This is a genomic window from Listeria booriae, from assembly GCF_000766865.1.
Classification (GTDB): Bacteria; Bacillota; Bacilli; order Lactobacillales; family Listeriaceae; genus Listeria_A; species Listeria_A booriae.
This window is the reverse complement of the sequence record NZ_JNFA01000011.1, coordinates 256,866-275,266: the sequence shown is the minus strand read 5'-3', so window position 1 is coordinate 275,266 and position 18,401 is coordinate 256,866. Positions and strand designations below refer to the sequence as shown.

Here is an 18,401-nt window from a genome sequence, read left to right as displayed (position 1 = left end):
GGAAGGAGGCCAAGTGAGTGGATAACATACAAGATCGAACACCACCTCAAAATGTCGAGGCTGAACAAGCCGTTTTAGGTGCGGTTTTTCTGCAACCAGAAGCGCTGATTACGGCCTCTGAAATATTAATGCCCGATGACTTTTATCGTCAGGCGCATCAGCTGATTTTTGAAGCGATGTTGGAATTGAGTGACCAAGGCAAAGCGGTCGATGTCGTGACAATCTATGAAGCGTTAGCCTCTACTGGCAAGATTGAGGACGTTGGTGGATTGCCATATTTGACGGAGCTATCAGGCGCGGTACCAACTGCGGCGAACTTGGAATATTATGCCCATATCGTAGAAGACAAAGCCTTGCTACGTCGCTTGATTCGTACGGCGACACAGATTGCAACAGACAGCTATGCCCGTGAAGATGAAGTCGAACTGCTGATGGACGAAGCCGAGAAGAACATCCTCGAAGTTTCCTCACGCAAAAACGTCGGAGCTTTTAAAAACATTAAAGATGTTCTCGTAAAAACGTACGATGACATTGAAATTTTGCATAATCGAAAAGGGGATATTACAGGGATTCCGAGTGGATTTAGCGCGCTCGATCATATGACGGCAGGTTTTCAGCGCAATGATTTAATTATCGTGGCCGCCCGTCCTTCCGTAGGTAAAACCGCCTTCGCACTTAATATCGCGCAGAACGTTGCTACAAAAACAGATGAGAACGTCGCGATTTTCAGTCTCGAAATGGGCGCCGAGCAGCTGGTCATGCGGATGCTCTGTGCAGAAGGCAATATCAATGCGCAAAATCTGCGTACAGGTTCTTTAACCGCCGACGATTGGCAAAAACTTACCATCGCGATGGGGACTTTATCGAATTCAGGCATTTACATTGATGACTCACCAGGCGTGCGCGTCAATGAAATCCGTTCGAAATGTCGTCGCTTGCAACAAGAAGCAGGACTTGGCATGATTGTAATTGACTATTTGCAGCTCATCGCAGGAAGTGGCCGTGGCGGCGAAAACCGTCAACAAGAAGTATCGGAAATTTCACGTTCCCTAAAAGCCTTAGCGCGGGAATTGAAAATCCCAGTCATTGCCCTGTCACAGCTATCTCGTAGCGTAGAGTCCCGCCAAGATAAGCGCCCAATGATGTCGGATATTCGTGAATCAGGTTCCATCGAGCAAGATGCCGATATCGTCGCGTTCTTATACCGTGATGATTACTACGATCATGAAAGTGAGAATGACGGCACCATCGAAATTATCATTGCAAAACAACGGAATGGCCCAGTTGGAACAGTTCAGTTGGCGTTTGTGAAAGAATACAATAAATTCGTTAACCTAGAAGTCAGGTATGACGATATGCAAGTTCCCTCGGGAGCTTAGAGGAAGATTAGAACAGCAATATGGAGGGCTAGATAGCCACTATGTTGCTGTTTTTTGTTATTTCGTTTAAATTTTGACAAAAAGGGCGAATGGTATTATAATTTTGGTGAGGTATATTGACGCGGTTCAATTTGCATAGTTGTACGAAATAGATAATTATTCTGAAATATTACGAGAATTGGAGGAGAAATAAGATGAGAAACAGCTTTAGAAATGTCTTTCAATCGTATAGAAATTTGTTTTATGCTGTGAAGAATATGTTTAGCCGTCGTGAGAAAGTGGTTACTAAATCGGTTGACACTAAGAAATCGAGCAATCAGGCGGAAGAATCCAGACGTATCCGTAATGACTTTTACGTTATCGGTCGTGACATGGAGGTGGCGATTAACAAGTATGAGTCAACTAGATAATGAGCTTGCAGACGTTTCGTGTGATGACATTACAGAAATACTAGACACTGTGCAACAAATGCCTGATGAGAGACAGGAGGAAGTTATGATTTCACTTGAAATGCATTACGGTCCTATTCCTCATCCGTCCATTCTAGGAAGATACGAAGAATTAAATCCAGGTGCTGCTAAGCTTATTATTGAAAATGGAGTAGCGGAATCAACACATAGGCGCTCAATGGAGAAAGCCACGCTGCATAAAGAAGTTAGAGACAGACAACGAAGCCAGTATTTAGGTTTCACAATTGGGATTATTGTGATTGTCCTTGGTTTTATTTTAATATTAAATGGACATGCAATAACAGGAACAGCTCTTTCGGGGGTTACTGCGTTAGGTTTGGTGGGTTCTTTTACAGGAATTCCTGCGAAGGAAGTAGATACAACTGACGAGAGGATAAATGAGAAAAACATAGCTTAGCTAGTCCGTCAGCGTTTGTAGACACGCTGAGGTTTGGAGATACGGACAGGTTTTTTTATAGTCTAGGAGCTTTCACTTATGTGGAGGTTCTTTTTGTGTTTGCCTAGCCAATTATGAAAAAAGCCTGCGACAGAATTGTTCGCAAGCTTGGAGTGGTTATTTTGTTGTGTTGTAGGTCATCGTGTAGTCATCCATAATAAAGTTGTTGCCGACGTCGGTGATTAGGGCTTTCTCTACGGTGAAGCCCATTTTTTTGTAGGCTTCGATGGAGTTGCTGTTGTATTTGTTGACGTAGAGGCGGATGGTTGGCAGGTTTTGTTCTTTGGCGTGGGTTGTGACGCGGGCGAATAGGGTTTTGCCGATGCCTTGGCGGTGGTGCGATGGGTCTATGTAAAGCTTGCTTAGGAAGAGTTCGTTTTCTTGTTGGTAAAATGCGGTGTAGCCGACGAATTTGTCTTCTTGGTAGGCCATTAAATAGATGGTGCCGCTTGTGATGTCGGCTTCGATGGCTTCGGGTGATTGGAATTTGGCGAGCATGTAGTCGATTTGTTCGGTCGTGATGATGGTTGGATAGTGTTCGTGCCAAATTTTATGGGCTAGTGTAGAAATGTCTGCACTGTCTTTTTTTGTTTTTGCGGTTTTGATTTGCATGGTGGTTCTCCTTTTTTGAATTATAGTAGCATATTTGGCTGGATTTAGGAAGTGAGCGGGTTTGGGGTAGACAAAATTTATAAATGTAGACTTATCATAGTAAATGGACGCAGGTCATTGATTTTCGAAAAATAGCCCGATATACTGAGAATGAAAACGAATACAAAAATTGAGTATATGCGGGGTTGGGATAGATATGAAGAAAACGGCGTACATAATTTCACATTCACATTGGGATCGGGAGTGGTTCTTGCCACTGGAGTCGTTGCGGTATCGACTTGTTACGTTGGTGGATGAGGTTGCGGATTTGTTGGAGAATAAGGATGGATTTGAGTATTTTCATATGGACGGGCAGACGGTTATGTTGGATGATTATTTGCTTGTGAAGCCTGATGAGCGGGCGCGGATGGAGCGGTTGGTTCGTGACGGGAAACTGCGGATTGGTCCTTGGTATATGTTGCAGGATGCTTTTTTGACGAGCAGTGAGGCGAATGTGCGTAATTTGATTTATGGGAATCAGGATGCGCTAAAATTTGGTGCGGTTGAGAAAATTGGTTATTTCCCGGATACGTTTGGGATTTATGGTCAGGCGCCGCAACTTGTGAAGCAGGCCGGGATGGATGCGGTGATTTTTGGTCGTGGTGTGAAGCCGACGGGATTTAATAATCAGGTTTTTGAGAGTGATTATACGTCGCCGTTTTCGGAGATGTATTGGCAGGCGCCGGACGGGACGCGGGTTTTGGGTGTTTTGCTAGCGAATTGGTATTCGAATGGGAACGAGATTCCTGTGGATGCGGAAAGTGCGAAGGCGTTCTGGGACAAGAAGCTTGGGGATGCGGAGAGTTACGCGTCGACGGGAGCTTTGTTGTTTATGAATGGCTGCGATCATCAGCCGGTGCAGGTGGACTTGCCGGAGGCGCTGGATGTGGCACGGGAATTGTATCCGGACGTAGAGTTTAAGCATAGTCATTTTGCGGAGTATGTGACGGCATTACAGGAGTTGGTGCCGAGTGATGATTTGCAGGTGATTGAGGGGGAACTGACGAATCAGCGGACGGATGGCTGGTCGACGTTGGTGAACACGGCGTCTTCTCGGATGTACTTGAAGCAGGCGAACCAGCGTGTGCAGCAGTTGCTTGAGAAGCAGGTGGAGCCGATTGCGGTGATGGCATCGCGGGTCGGGACGGCGTATCCGGAGGAGTATTTGAAATTCACATGGAAAATGCTGATGGAAAATCAGATTCATGATAGTATTACGGGCTGTAGTTTGGACGCGGTGCATCGGGAGATGGAGACGCGGTTCATGAGGGCGGAGCAGGCGGCGCGTGCGATGCTTGCGGATAGTGTGACGCGGATTGTGCGGCAGGTGGATACGACGACGGCAAAATTGGATGGGAAGACTGTGCCGATTGTGGTGTTCCATACGTCGGGTTATGAGGCATCGCGGGTTGTGACGGTGGATGTGGAGCTGGACCGGACGTATTTTGCGGAGATGCCGTTTGAGGAGATTCCGGCGTATTTGGACGGGTTGCCGCGTGCGACTTTGGAAGTTCGGGATGCGGACGGAAATTTGGTGGACGCTAGTGTGACGGAGCTTGGGATGCAGTTTGATTATGAGTTGCCGGATCGAGCGTTCCGGAAGCCTTATTTTGCAAGGCGTTATCGTGTGACGTTTGTTGCGGAAGGTTTGCCGAAGATGGGGTTTGCGACGTATTTTGCGACGCCTGTGGCTGAAAAAGAGCTAGTAAGTCTTGAAAGTGACGCGAAGCATTTGGAAAATCAGTTTTTGAAGGTGGACATTGCGGAGAATGGCAGTTATGCGGTGACTTGTAAGGAAACTGGGCGCACTTTTGCGGGGCTTGGTGGTTACGTGGATCAAGGCGATATTGGTAACGAGTACATGTTTAAGGAAACTGGCGATGGCCTGCGGGTGACGACGGAGAATCTGACGGCTAATTGTGTGGTGACGGAGGATTCTGCGGTGCGCAAAACGGTGGAGATTACACATGTGATGATGTTGCCAGAATCGGCGGATAAGGTGAGTTTTGCAGATGAGAAGGCGCGCGTTGTTTGGCATCCGGGACGTGTATCGCCGCGTTCGGAAAAGTTGCGCGAGTTTGTGATTCGGACTTCACTGACACTAGAAAAAGCAGGGCATGCGCTAAAAGTGGATGTTCAGATGGAAAATCAGATAGAAGATCATCGTCTGCGCGCGATTTTCCCGACTGGGACGAAGCGCGAAACGCATTTTGCAGATAGCGTTTTTGAAATTGTGGAACGTCCAAATCAGGTGAGCGAGGAATGGCAAAATCCAAGCAATGACCAGCGTCAGCAAGCTTTTGTGGCACTTGGTGGCTTGATGGTTGTGAACCATGGTTTGCCAGAGTATGAGGTGAACGCGGATGGTTCGGAAATCCGTCTGACATTGCTGCGCGCGAATTCGGAGATTGGCGATTGGGGTAACTTCCCAGCTCCTGAGGCGCAGTCACTTGGTGAGCAGGTAGCGCAGTTTTATGTGATGCCATATAAGGAAGAGGAACTTCGATCGGAAGCCGCTAAATGGGCGTATGAGTACCAAATGGAGCCATTCGCGGTACAAGCAGATTCGCAACATGATGGGCGACTTTCCAATCGTGAAGAGTTCGCAATGTGGCAAGATGCGCCAGGCCTTATTTTCTCAAGCTGGAAACGGGCGACGAGCCAAGATGCGGAAGTTTTACGTTTTTATAATGTAACAAAAAGCGTGCAGGAGCTCGAATTACTGCAAAACATGTGCAAAACGACAATTTTAGAAGAAAAAGTAGCGACCGAATCGGCAAAACGTTGGAATGTAGCGCCGAGTGAAATTATCACGTGGAGAAAAGAGGACAAGAAATGACGACGAAAAATGTGCCGAAAAGCTTTCAAAAAATGATTGATACCGTAGCAAAAACATTTCCGGAGTATCCAAAATTACAGGAAATGTTTCAAAAATGCTTTTTAAATACGTATGCGACAACGCTGACAGAAACGAAGGAAGGTTTGCCGTTTGTCATTACAGGAGACATTCCAGCGATGTGGTTACGCGATTCAACGAGCCAAATCAGACCGTATTTGATGGTGGCAGAAAGTGACCCGGAAATGGCGGAAGTGATTGCGGGACTTGTGAAGCAGCAAATGCGTTTCATCCAACTGGACCCGTATGCGAATGCGTTTAACCAAGAAGCGAACGGCAAAGGTTTTCAAGAAGATAAAACGGAGATGTCACCGCATGTTTGGGAACGTAAATACGAGATTGATTCGCTTTGTTATCCTATTCAATTAGGCTACTTATTATGGCAAAGCACGGGCAGTACGGCGCATTTCGACACTGATTTTCGCGAAGCTACGGCTACGATTCTGGATGTTTGGGAGACGGAGCAACGCCATGAGACAGATTCGCCTTATTCTTTTGAGCGTGTGGATGTTCGCCAATCGGATACGCTAAATCGCGATGGCAGAGGCACAGAAGTTGCGTACACAGGCATGACGTGGAGCGGTTTTCGCCCGAGTGATGACGCCTGCCTTTACGGTTATTTAGTGCCTAGCAACATGTTCGCGGTCGTGGCTCTCGGCTACCTCGAAGAAATCAATGCGGCATGCTGGCAAGACCAAGAACTCACAACCCGAATCACAAAATTAAAAAATGAAATCGAGCGGGGCATTCAAGAATTCGCCGTTCAAGAACATCCATATTACGGCGATATTTACGCCTACGAAGTCGACGGCACAGGACGCAAAAACTTCATGGATGACGCAAACGTTCCGAGTCTACTCGCAGCGCCATATCTTGGCTACGGTGCTTTCAATGATCCGAAATATATCGCAACACGCCGCTTCATTTTGAGTCGAGAAAATCCGTTTTACGTAGAAGGTACGCAACTAACAGGAATCGGTAGCCCGCACACGCCAGACCATTACGTATGGCCAATCGCGCTTAGCGTACAAGGGATGACTGCAACGAGCATTTCCGAAAAACTAGCCATTTTAGAAATGCTTATCGAAACGGATGGCGATACAGGGTTCATGCATGAAGGCGTTAACGCGAGCAACCATCACGAATACACACGCGAATGGTTCGCTTGGTCAAACGCAATGTTCAGCGAATTTGTCCTCAGTTTGTGCGGAATCTATGTCAAAGGCTCGCCGCTAGCCAAAAATAACAAATAATAATCACGAAGAGTGCGCCAAATCAGGCTCGCTCTTTCGTTGTAGGAGTTGGGATACAATGAATAAAGTTGAAAAAATAGATAAGTTTTTCGTTGCCAGCCAATGGCTCATCCGTTTTGTTTGGGCGAACTTGGTTTGGATGTTCCTCATCATTATCGGTCTTGGTATTTTCGGTTTCATGCCAGCCACTGCCGCACTGTTCGCCGTTACGCGCAAATGGTCGCAAAAAGATATCGATATCGCGATTTGGCCTACCGCTTGGAAAGCCTATAAAAAAGCCTTCCTCGAAACGAACATTGCAGGACTTTGTTTTGCGGGGATTCTCGGTTTTCTTTACGTTGATTTACGCATTGTTTTTGCGACGATGAATGGCTTGGTGTCAAGCTTGCTGTACTTCTTTTTGTTCTTCCTATTTGCGATGACATTGCTTGCGCTGGTGAATTATTTTTCCGTCTATGCGCACTTTATCTACCCATTGCGAGGCTATCTCATGCAGTCATTCCTGCTCGCATTCACTAGTTGGAAAACATCATTGCTACTAATCGCAGGGTTCGGCGTCGCCGTCTACCTCATCGCCCAAGTACCAGCGCTCGTCCTGTTTATTTCCGGCGTCCTGCCAGCCTACTGGGTCATGAAAGTCAACCTCATCCGCTTTCAAAAAATGCAAGCTAAAATGACAGCCCAATCAGCAGAAAGTGTGGCATAATAAGGACTGGGGGGTGTATACAATTTGAGTGCTAACAAACGAAAACGGCGAATTTTCCAACGAATGCTTCTCGTATTTTCTCTGACATCACTGTTCACCGTTGGATTATTGCTGTTTTTCATATCTAAATACTATACGAACATTAAAGTCGACGCAGTGTTGCAAGAAACGAAAGCGGTTTCAGAATCGCAAGTTGTTGCCGTAGACCGAAAAGAACAGGCGCTCGTTGGCATGACGCAAGAAATTTACAAAAACAGTGACCTCATGAACGACGTCCAAATTGCGATGACACACGATTACGCGGACTACATCCAGAAAAACATCGATAACTACTACGCAAAACAAGGTTTTTACAGCGTTGATCTACAAAGTTTTCTACGTTCCTATTTTACATATGACGACGATGTCATTGCCGTACAGCTCGTGTCCGCGGACAAAGAATTCACCTACACGTTTCCGACCAACTACAGCAAATGGCAACCCCTCTTTGAAAAATACGGCGAGCAAAAATTACTACAAGCCGTGTCGCGTAAAGAAAACATTTTCCGTCTTGACGCGAGCATCGTATTCAAACAAGTCGTCAATGACCCGAGTACGCTACAACCGCTTGGCACGGTGTTGATGTACACCGACGAAGACTTTCTCGCGGACCTCATTCCAAAAGCAAAACAAGCATCAACATTCGCCGTCATGAACAGCAACGATGAGCGTCTGTACAGCAATCACCTCCTGCCGGACATCACAGACGCCGATCAAGAAAACGGCTACCGTCCTGGCAGCGGCTACCTACAAACCACCGAACCGCAAGCATCAGGCGCATTCGGCCAAGTCATTGTTCCCGAAAGCCAAATCGGCGGTATTCCCGTTCTACAATGGACTTTGTTTGGCGTCGGCGTTGGACTTGTCCTCATCTCAATCACCATCAACTTCTTCATTAGCCGTCGTTACTCCAACCGCATTCAAGTCATCGTTGACGGCATGGATCAGATGGAAAAAGGCGGGCTTGACGCGAAGCTTCCCGTCGACGAACGTGAAGACGAATTGACGCTAATCAGTCAAAGTTTTAACAAGATGGGTGACAGTTTGAACGATTATATTAAACAAGTATACACGCTCGAAATCGAGGAACAGAAGGCCCAGCTGAAGGCGTTGCAAGGCCAAGTCGAGCCGCACTTTTTGTATAATTCGCTAGAAGCTATTCGGATGAACGCGAGGCTTGAAGGCGCGAAAGTGACGAGCAACATGATTTATCATTTATCGACGTTGCTTCGCTACACGGCGGATAATATTGAAATGGTGACGCTGGCCGATGAAGTGGGATACGTTCGTCAATATTTGCAATTCATGGAACTGCGCTACCAGCAAGAGGTCCCATTTTTCTTAGAGGTGGAGGAGCCGTTGTTGGAGCACCCGTTTTTGAAGTTTACGCTACAGCCTCTTGTGGAGAATTTCTTCAAGTATGCGCGGCATGATGATCGGCGCACGAGCCTGACGTTTAGCGCCAAGCGGGTTGGGGATGTGTTGGAAGTGAGGATGCGCGACGATGGCAAGGGGATTACGGAGCAGAAAATGATGCAGATTAAGACGGATTTGGGAGGCGAGCAGCAAGGTCGGATTGGACTCGTGAACATTCACCGCCGGATTCAGCTTTATTTTGGAGAGCAGTACGGTTTAGAAATAACGAGTATTCAAAACCAAGGCACGGAAGTCGTTCTGCGCGTTCCGTACACATCTGATGGGAGGAAAAACTATGTTGAAAATGCTTTTAGTAGATGATGAACCGTTGATTGTGCAAGGATTGCAGGCCGTGATTCGGGAATTTGATGAGGAAATTGAAATTATCGGGACGGCGAAAAATGGGATGGAAGCCTTGACGCATTTTGCGACGCAACCGTGTGATTTAGTGATTACGGATATTAAGATGCCGAAAATGGACGGTTTGCAGTTGATTGAGGCTTGGAAGAAGGAACAGGACACGACGAAATTCATTGTTTTGTCGGGATTCCAGGAGTTTGAGTATGTGAAGCGGGGGCTGGCGATTGGGATTGAGAATTATTTGTTGAAGCCGCTGAATGAGACGGAATTATTGGAGACGATTACGCAAATCAAGGAGAAAGTGGAGGCTGATTTTCAGGCAACGGGAGATGATGAGGCGTATTATATTTTGCGAGACAATGCGCTGTGGCGTTGGTTGAACAACCGAATTGGGACGGAGGACTGGAAGGAGCGGATGGCGCTGTACAAGATGCCGCTTGCGCAAGACCAGATGACGGCGCTGATTTGGATTCAGCCGATGTATGGACGGCGTGATTGGACGGCGGACGGGTGGCGAAAATTGCAGTCGTATTTGCGTGCGGAATATCCGTTCATGTTGCTAAATCCTGAGGAGGAACTGCTGATTGGCTTGATGGCAGAGGATGAGACAGGAATCGCGACGCAGATTGCCAAGGTGTACGACGAGATAAGCGCGATTGTTGGCGCGGAGCAATGTTTCTTTTTGATGAGCGAAGTCGGAACTGGGACGGCCTATTTTCCGAAAGCCTTCCGCCAATTGGAGCAACTTTTGCAAGAACGGCTTGTTTCTTCACCCGGCACACTTATTTCCGCAGACAAAATTTTGCCTCATAGATGGCGCCCGAATTTTAGCCAACATCAGCTAGCTCGCGCCCTTGTTTTGCGAGAAAAAGAGGAAACATTGGCTTGGCTCGATGCCTTTTTTGCGGAATGGGAGCTTCATTTATACGAAAGCGACCCACATCAAGTCATCCGCGTCCTAAGCGAAGTTGCCCTCATGATGTCCGAATCCGACCCGGAACAACTGCTCACCGTAATTCGCAGGCTAGACGGCGCAATCACCCCATGCGAACTCAAAAACACAATGTTAGAACTCATCCACCCGTTTTTTGACCGCAAACAACATGACGACAACAGCAAAAGCCCAATTATCCAAAAAATCCTAACCTACGTCGCTGAAAATTTCACAGAAGGCATGTCCTTAAAAACACTCGGCGCAAAATTCCACATTAACGCCGTCTACCTCGGTCAACTTTTCCAAAAAGAAGTCGGCGTCCATTTCACAGACTACCTAAACCAATTCCGCGTCAACCACGCCAAAGAAATCCTAATGGGCACCAAACAACCCGTCACAACGATCGCCGAAGAATCAGGCTACACAGACATGGCTTATTTTTACCGTCAATTCAAGAAATACACCGGCTACACACCAAACGGCTTCCGCAAAAAAGAGACCGTACAGTAAAGCGCAGTTGTTATTTGCCAAGTAGAAAGCACAAGACTATAATAAAAGTAGATTGTGAAAAAATACGGCGTCTATACGTGTGAAGTGGGGGAGCAAGAAATGAATACCCGTATAAAAGTAATGCTCATTTTGCTAGGCCTCATCTTAGCTGTTCTACTTGGTTATGTGTTATACAAAGATTACTACGCTGATTTCATGCTGTTCCTTGACCCAAAAGCAGATAGGGCGCATTTAATGGCTAGTATTCGCGATCATAAACTAAAAGATGCGTTGTTACTCGTCGCCTTGACCGCTGTTATGTGCGCCATTCCAGGTGTGCCAAACTCCGTCATCGGTGTTTTTATCGGGGTTGCATTTGGTCCTTGGTTAGGTTTACTCATGAATGTTACTGGGAATTTAATTGGTAACCTAATCGTTATTCTACTGTTGCGCCGCTTCGGATTATCTAACAAGGCGAAAGACCCAAGAGACATCATGAAGAGCATTTCACATATGAAACGCCCCGCTGTAGGTATTTCGCTCGGCTATATGGTGCCGGTCATCCCGTCCGTCATTGTAAGCTACACAGCCGTTAAACTAAAAATAGCTTTTAAATCGCTATTGCTAGCCGTGACCGTTGGCGTTTTACCGACCTCTTTTTTGTACGCATTTGGAGGAGACGCGCTGCTTAAAGGGAACACCAAAATCGCTATTATATCCATCATTTGCGTGGTATTGCTCGTTTTTCTAGTTCGATTTATTCGCAGAGGACAAGTGAGAAGTAACGCCTAAATGTGGAGTTTTAGATAGTTTATAAACGATGAGAGTGAGTGAAGTGACATGACAAATAAAAAAAGAATTTTAGTGGCCGTTGATGGTTCGGAACAGTCAAATGATGCGTTCCAAGAGGCGCTGAGACTGGGAACGTTAGAACCAGTTGAGTTTATCTTTTTGACCGTGATTGTTGAAATAATGCCGAATAACGACGAGTTATATTTATCGTTAAACGTACGCCCAGAAATGGACGATGTGTACAGAGCTTTGGCAGAAAAACGACTAGAAGAAATGACTGCAGGACTTGGTTCCGACGTTAGCTACAAAAACGAAGCAGTACACGGTGACGCAAAAAGAAGCATTGTCAGCTATGCAAAGGATAACAATGTGGATTTAATCGTCATCGGCGCAACAGGAAGAGGCGCGCTAGAACGATCACTTATTGGCTCAACCACAGCGTATGTAGTCAATCATGCGCCATGTAATGTGTTAGTGGTGAAGTAAGGACAAAAAACACTGTGAAACTTTTGAAAATAGAATGCTTGAAAAAACAGAGTTGTATACGTTAGATGCCGTGAATGGGATTTCCCATCAGCATTTATTTAGTAAGCTTATATTTCATGTGGCATACATGATGTATAAGCTTTTTTCTATGGTTAAGCCGTGAGAACTGAATCAGAGCCATCAAGAAAGACGCTGATCCAGACCTTACTGCGATTAGTTTGCCACTTCCACTGGAACTTTTGCGGCCTGGAAAGACGCTGTTAATTCGGGGGATAGTGACTGGTCTGTTATGAGTCGGTGAATATCGTCTATTTTAGCAAATGTGGCGATGGAACTTTTGCCGAGTTTGCTGTTATCGATAAGTGCGATTGTTTTATGAGCGGTTGCCACCATTTCGCGCTTGAGTTCGACTTCATATAAACTAAAATCAGTCAGGCCATCAGAGGCATTTAGTGCATAAGCGGATGTGAATAAGGTGTCTACGTTCACTTTCTTCAATAATTCGTGACCAATCAAGCCTTCAATAGAGTTAGAGCCACTGCGAACAATGCCTCCAATGATAATAACGGTCAAATTCGGATTCTCTTTTAGCATCGTTGCTGTTGTTAAGCCGCTTGTCACAATCGTTAGACGCTTTGTTGATTCTTTAATGAACTTCGCGAGTTCAAAACAGGTTGTGCTGGCATCGAGTATGATGCATTGACCATCTTCAATATATTCAAAAGCCACAGCTGCAATACGTTGTTTCTCGGAGCGATGTTTTTTTTCACGAATGGCGTATTTTTTGTCGATGTCTTCTTTTTCTTTCATCATGGCGCCACCGTGTGTTCGTATAAGTAATTCTTGTTTTTCCATGGCGTTTAAATCTGTGCGGACAGTGGCTGCAGAGACGTTTAATTTCTCGCTTAGCTCCTGAACGGATACTGTTTTTTGTTCTTGAATCATATGAAGAATCTCATTTCGACGTTGATTTGCGAACATGGATTTTCACCTACGCTTTCATATAATAGTGTAATTCATCGTTTTTTTCTATTTGCTTTCAATAAATCACACTTTTATTTTAACACATGCCTAGCCATAATTGTAGTATCTGGAAAGTAGAAGAGAGCCCAAGTCAGCATCCGCCACACTCAGACTCTCATTACTTAATTTTTTTGTAGTGTTGCTAAAATTTGATTTGCTATTTTGGTAGCGGAGAATCCGAAATCTTCGGCGAGTTCTGCGCCAGGACCGGATTTTCCGAATGTATCGATGGCGATAATCGTGCCTTTGTTGCCGACATATTTGTGCCAGCCTTGAGAGGATGCCATTTCGATTGCTACGCGGTGTGTTATTTCACTTGGAAGAACGGTCTCTTGGTAGTCTGCGGATTGGCGTTCAAATAGTTCCCAACTTGGCATGCTGACAACGCGAGCGCCGAGTTGTTCTGTCGCTAAATAGTCGCGAACTTCCATTGCTAAGGAAACTTCGGAGCCGGTTGCGATTAGGAGAATATCTGTCGTATCTATTGGCGATTCGGCTAAGATATAAGCGCCTTTTTCGACGTCTGTGCTAGCTTTTATGTCTGTGGTTGGTAAATTCGGCAACGCTTGACGGCTAAGCACGAGCATAACTGGATTTTCTTGCTGCGTTAGCGCGTATCTGTAGCTGGCGACTGTTTCGTTGGCATCCGCGGGTCTTAGAACGACAAGGTTTGGCATGGCGCGGAAGGAAGCTAAATGTTCGATTGGCTCATGCGTCGGGCCATCTTCTCCAACCATGATAGAGTCGTGTGTCATCACGTATGTTACTGGAAGGTTCATGAGAGCTGCCGAACGAATCGCGCTCCTTAAGTAATCTGAGAATACGAAAAAAGTCGCGCCATAAGGCTTTATTCCACCGTGCAATGCCATTCCATTCAAAATGCCACCCATCGCAAATTCGCGTACGCCAAACCAAATATTTTTGCCTTCGTAATGGTTAGCGAGGAAATCGTCGCTGTCTTTAATCATTGTTTTGTTAGAAGATGATAGATCTGCTGAACCGCCAAACAAGCTTGGTAATTGTGGCGCGAGGGCGTTTAAAACGGTACCTGAAACGTCTCTTGTTGCCATCGGAGCATCATTTGTCGTATAGGTTGGTAAAATGAGCGTCTGATCTGTCGTTTCTTGGTTATCGATGAGGCGTTGCAGTTTTTCTGCTTCTTCTGGGTAGTCGTTTCGGTATTTGTTGAAGGCTTGGAGCCACTTCGATTCGTGATGATTTCCTTTGGATAGGTAGTAGTCTTTCTGATAGCCGACTGCTTTTGGTATTTCGAATGGTTCTAGTTCCCAGCCATAATTTTTCTTGATTTGAGCGATTTCTTCTTTGCCAAGTGGCGCGCCATGTGCTGCGGCTGTGCCTGCTTTGCTCGGACTTCCGTCGCCAATCACGGTTTTTATTTCAATCAAGGTCGGTTTTGTCGTTTCTGCTTTTGCGAGACAAATGGCACTGTCAATCGCTTCGACGTCATTTCCATCAGGGACGCGCAATGTTTGCCAACCCGCCGAGCGAAAACGCAAATCAATATCTTCGGAAAAACTTTGCGCAAGATCGCCGTCCAAAGAAATATCATTGGAGTCATATAGAACGATGAGTTTGCCGAGTTTTAAATGGCCAGCAAGGGAACTTGCTTCATAAGAAATGCCTTCCATCAAGCAACCATCGCCGCATAAGACAAAAGTGTGATGGTCAATTACTTCGTGGGTCGCCTTGTTAAACATTGCCGCAAGATGCGCTTCGGACATCGCCATTCCAACGCCCATTGCGATACCTTGGCCTAGTGGACCTGTTGTAGCGTCAACGCCAGGCGTGTGGCCGAATTCTGGATGCCCTGGCGTCGCGCTGTCTTTTTGCCGGAAGTTGCGCAGGTCTTCTTTACTAACATCATAGCCGAAAATATGAAGCAAACTATAAAGTAGGGCGGAGCCATGACCCGCAGAAAGTATGAATCGGTCTCGGTTGAACCAGTTCGGATGTGCCGGATTAAATTTTAAATGATTTTTCCAAAGACAAAAAGCCATTGGTGCCGCGCCCATCGGTAGGCCTGGATGTCCGGAGTTGGCTTGTTCGACCATATCCATTGATAGTACGCGGATTGTTTTTATCATTTGTTGATTCATTAATGACATGTGCGTCCTCCTTTTCTATTTAATCGTGTAACCGCCGTCGATTACTAGATTTTCACCGGTTATTAAATTAGCGGCGTCGCTTGCTAGGAACAGGGCGGATGCTGCGACTTCTTCTGGATAGCCGAAACGACCAATCGGAATCTGCTTTTTCATTGCTTCGCCGACTTCTCCGGCCCATGCTTTTTTGCCCAGCTCGGTTAGGATGACAGTGGGAGAGATGGCATTAACATTGATTTTATGAGGCGCCCATTCCATTGCCAAAACTTGCGTCATCGAGACAATCGCCGCTTTACTAGCGCAGTAAGCTACATGTTTATCCAGCGCTACGACGGAAGCTTGGGAAGCAATGTTGACGATTTTCCCGCCGCGTCCTTGTTGTATCATCGCATTTCCCGCCGATTGTGCGATTAGGAAGGATGCCTTGAGATTCAGCTCCATTGTTTTGTCCCAATAAGATTCAGGAAGGTCTTCAGCTTTTTCCAAAAGGGCGATGCCGGCTGAGTTCACAACAATATCGATGCTACCGAATTGTTCAGAAACTGTTGCGATGACGCGTTCCACGTTTTCTTTTTTAGTAATGTCAGCTTGGATGCCTAGGGCACGTGACTTCCCGATTTGTTCCGCGATCTCAGCTACGTCAGGTTTGATATCAACAAGCACGACTTTTGCGCCTTTATCTAGAAACAGTTCTACGATAGCTCGGCCAATCCCGCTTGCACCACCAGTTACGATAGCGACTTTATCAGTTAATGCAAAATTTTTATCGAACATGATCTAATCACTCCTTGTTTTGATTTTTAATCTAATACGCTTTCTGGTAAACTCACGAGAAAATTCGTCAAAATTAGGTAGGCAGACGTTGCGCCAGGGTCTTGATTGCCAAGAGAACGATCGCCGAGTCTGCTGGAACGCCCACGTTTGGATAGCAAATCAATGGTCGAAATCATGCCCGTTTCTGCTGCACTAACCGCCACGCGAAATGCTTCTTCAAAATTACCAGACGCTGTAAAGGAGTCTTCTAATGCAATTCGTGCCGGTTCTAACGTGTCAATCATCGTTTTATCGCCAACTTCTGCTTGGCCGCGTTCTTTCACACCGCTCATAAATGCCAGCCAAAAAGCCGTTAAATCGGTGTCGCTGAGCACGTCTTTTCCTTTAATTGCTTTTGCTCCTCGTAAAAATCCAGTCGCGTAAAGCGGACCAACCGAAGAACCGACTGCCTCCAAAAAGGTTTTGCCAGCAAGAATCGCTAATTTTGAGCAATCCAGTGTCTCAATGGCTTCTTGTTGCGCCAGTTCTGCCTTAATGGCTTGCCAACCAATCGACATTGTCACGCCATGATCACCATCACCTAATTTTCGATCGAGTTCGCACAAATAATCTTTTTCCCGTTCCATCGTTTCTGTTACGTTGTTTAAAAAATCGCGAAAATTCGCCGGATAATACATCCTTATCACGCCTCCTTATTTTTGAACATACATTGGGCAATCAGCAGGGTAGTCAATACATTGCTTGAGCTCTGCATCCAATTTTATTAGCGTCACGGAGCTTCCGCCCATCTCAAGCGAAGTGCTGTAATCACCAATAAATGACCGATAAATGCGAATACCACGTTCTGTCAAAATTTCCTCCACACGCCGGAACATAATGAGCAGTTCCATTCGCGTTGTTGACCCCAAACCATTGACTAGCACAGCGACTTCTTCACCCGTTTCGATTGGCATATCTTCTAAAATCGCCGTAACGAGATGATCCACCACTTTATCAGCCGTCTCCAATTTGCCTTTTTTAATACCAGGCTCACCGTGATGACCGAGACCAATTTCCATCTCATCCTCCGCAAGCGTAAAACTTGGCTTCCCAGTTTGCGGTAACGAACAAGGTGACAAGCCTACGCCCATCGTCCGCGTCACGTCATTCGCGTGATTCGCAAGTCGCGTCACACCCGCCAAATCATGACCCAGCGCCGAAGCAACACTCGCCACTTTCGTCACGAAAAATTCACCCGCGATACCGCGCCGTTTCTCCTTCTCATGACTAGGAGCCGAAGCAACATCATCCGTCACAACAACCGACGACACCTCAATGTCATGCTCCAAATCCGCCATCTCAGCAGCCATCCCGAAGTTCATAATATCACCAGCATAGTTCCCATAAACATAAACCACGCCTTTGCCTTGATCAATGGCTTCCGTCACAGCAACAATCGGTCCAGGAGGCGGCGAAGCGAAAATATTCCCGACCGCAACACCGTCCGCCATTCCCGCACCAACATAACCCATGAAAGCTGGCTCATGTCCCGAACCACCGCCAATCAAAACACCGACTTTGTCAGCATCCAGCGTCGAACGCACCAACGCACGAGGATTTTCCAGCTGTTTCACATATTGTGGAAATGCCTTCACATAGCCGTCAATCATTTCTTCTACCACAGAATCTGCGTTATTGATTAGTTTCTTCATTGTTCCACACTCCCCATCTTCAAATATGCCTGTTCCTGATTCGTAATCTGATCAATTTTCCGTTTCGATTGACCGCCTACAAACTGCACACCAAGGTACGCGTCCACGATTTTTTTAGCCAATTCCAGTCCAATAACCTTCGAACCTAGCGTTATAATTTGCGCATCATTACTAAGTTGGGCGCGCTCCGCCGAATACACATCATGGCACTGCGCCGAGCGAATGCCCGGCACCTTATTCGCCGCAATGGACATCCCGATACCCGTCCCACAAACCAAGATGCCACGTTCCACCTTATCCTGTTGAATCGCCGTCCCAACCTGAAACGCGATATCCGGATAATCTATCTCACTCTCCGAGAAACAGCCGAAATCAATGACCTCATTACCCGACTGCTCGATATGCCGTCGCAACGCCTCCTTCATTTCAAACGCATTATGATCCGAACCAATTCCAATTCTCATTTTCCAACACTCCAATATA

The 18,401-nt window shown here is 46.3% G+C and carries 17 protein-coding genes; 10 read left to right on the top strand and 7 right to left on the bottom strand.

All coding sequences use genetic code 11. From position 1 onward, the window contains the following. The first annotated feature begins 17 nt into the window (after nt 1-17). The 3 genes from dnaB to EP57_RS04590 all read left to right on the top strand — a co-directional run bounded on the left by dnaB (nt 18) and on the right by EP57_RS04590 (nt 2,246). Nucleotides 18-1,379: a replicative DNA helicase gene (dnaB, locus tag EP57_RS04600; RefSeq protein WP_036084625.1), complete on the top strand. Its 1,362-nt coding sequence runs from the start codon at nt 18-20 to the stop codon at nt 1,377-1,379. 194 nt (nt 1,380-1,573) lie between these two features. Next, the gene (locus EP57_RS16815) at nt 1,574-1,789 is read left to right on the top strand and encodes a hypothetical protein (protein WP_036084623.1); all 216 of its coding nucleotides are present in this window, start codon (nt 1,574-1,576) and stop codon (nt 1,787-1,789) included. Continuing rightward, nucleotides 1,773-2,246 carry a DUF2335 domain-containing protein gene (locus EP57_RS04590; protein ID WP_052167552.1) on the top strand — a complete coding sequence of 158 codons (474 nt, stop codon included), beginning with the start codon at nt 1,773-1,775 and terminating at the stop codon, nt 2,244-2,246. The genes EP57_RS16815 and EP57_RS04590 overlap by 17 nt, the downstream gene beginning before the upstream one ends. Nucleotides 2,247-2,402: 156 nt before the next feature. On the opposite strand, the gene EP57_RS04585 is transcribed toward EP57_RS04590, so the two are convergent. Then, complete coding sequence (locus EP57_RS04585) at nt 2,403-2,897, bottom strand: GNAT family N-acetyltransferase (protein WP_036084620.1); 495 nt, start codon at nt 2,895-2,897, stop codon at nt 2,403-2,405. 196 nt (nt 2,898-3,093) lie between these two features. Between EP57_RS04585 and EP57_RS04580 the strand changes: the two genes are divergently transcribed. The 7 genes from EP57_RS04580 (at nt 3,094) to EP57_RS04550 (ending at nt 12,307) form a co-directional block, all read left to right on the top strand. Further along, on the top strand, nt 3,094-5,775 hold the full coding sequence (locus EP57_RS04580) for an alpha-mannosidase (RefSeq protein ID WP_036084618.1): 2,682 nt from the start codon (nt 3,094-3,096) through the stop codon (nt 5,773-5,775). After that, entirely contained in the window at nt 5,772-7,085 is a 1,314-nt protein-coding gene (locus tag EP57_RS04575; protein ID WP_036084616.1) for a glycoside hydrolase family 125 protein, read from the top strand. Before EP57_RS04580 ends, EP57_RS04575 begins: the two co-directional genes overlap by 4 nt. A 58-nt stretch (nt 7,086-7,143) precedes the next feature. Continuing rightward, entirely contained in the window at nt 7,144-7,791 is a 648-nt protein-coding gene (locus EP57_RS04570) for a YesL family protein (protein WP_036084615.1), read from the top strand. A 24-nt stretch (nt 7,792-7,815) separates the two neighbouring features. Further along, nucleotides 7,816-9,567: a sensor histidine kinase gene (locus EP57_RS04565; RefSeq protein ID WP_036084613.1), complete on the top strand. Its 1,752-nt coding sequence runs from the start codon at nt 7,816-7,818 to the stop codon at nt 9,565-9,567. Continuing rightward, a complete protein-coding gene (locus EP57_RS04560; protein ID WP_036084607.1) occupies nt 9,542-11,050 on the top strand; it encodes a response regulator transcription factor in 1,509 nt (502 codons plus the stop codon). The genes EP57_RS04565 and EP57_RS04560 overlap by 26 nt, the downstream gene beginning before the upstream one ends. Before the next feature lie 99 nt (nt 11,051-11,149). Further along, nucleotides 11,150-11,821, top strand: coding sequence for a TVP38/TMEM64 family protein (locus EP57_RS04555; RefSeq protein WP_036084606.1), 672 nt, complete (start codon nt 11,150-11,152; stop codon nt 11,819-11,821). A gap of 48 nt (nt 11,822-11,869) precedes the next feature. Then, a complete protein-coding gene (locus tag EP57_RS04550; RefSeq protein WP_036084604.1) occupies nt 11,870-12,307 on the top strand; it encodes a universal stress protein in 438 nt (145 codons plus the stop codon). A gap of 213 nt (nt 12,308-12,520) precedes the next feature. Here the strand turns inward: EP57_RS04550 and EP57_RS04545 are convergent, their stop codons facing one another. The 6 genes from EP57_RS04545 to rpiB all read right to left on the bottom strand — a co-directional run bounded on the left by EP57_RS04545 (nt 12,521) and on the right by rpiB (nt 18,382). Continuing rightward, a complete protein-coding gene (locus EP57_RS04545) occupies nt 12,521-13,288 on the bottom strand; it encodes a DeoR/GlpR family DNA-binding transcription regulator (protein ID WP_036084603.1) in 768 nt (255 codons plus the stop codon). A gap of 164 nt (nt 13,289-13,452) precedes the next feature. After that, nucleotides 13,453-15,456 (bottom strand): transketolase, encoded by a 2,004-nt coding sequence (gene tkt / locus EP57_RS04540; RefSeq protein WP_036084602.1) that lies wholly within the window; start codon nt 15,454-15,456, stop codon nt 13,453-13,455. Between the two features lie 15 nt (nt 15,457-15,471). Further along, nucleotides 15,472-16,227: an SDR family oxidoreductase gene (locus tag EP57_RS04535; protein ID WP_036084600.1), complete on the bottom strand. Its 756-nt coding sequence runs from the start codon at nt 16,225-16,227 to the stop codon at nt 15,472-15,474. 26 nt (nt 16,228-16,253) lie between these two features. Continuing rightward, entirely contained in the window at nt 16,254-16,904 is a 651-nt protein-coding gene (gene dhaL, locus EP57_RS04530) for a dihydroxyacetone kinase subunit DhaL (protein WP_036084599.1), read from the bottom strand. Between the two features lie 15 nt (nt 16,905-16,919). After that, on the bottom strand, nt 16,920-17,918 hold the full coding sequence (locus tag EP57_RS04525; RefSeq protein ID WP_036084598.1) for a dihydroxyacetone kinase subunit DhaK: 999 nt from the start codon (nt 17,916-17,918) through the stop codon (nt 16,920-16,922). Next, nucleotides 17,915-18,382, bottom strand: a complete 468-nt coding sequence (rpiB, locus tag EP57_RS04520; RefSeq protein WP_036084596.1) for a ribose 5-phosphate isomerase B — start codon at nt 18,380-18,382, stop codon at nt 17,915-17,917. Before rpiB ends, EP57_RS04525 begins: the two co-directional genes overlap by 4 nt. Nucleotides 18,383-18,401: the final 19 nt, after the last annotated feature.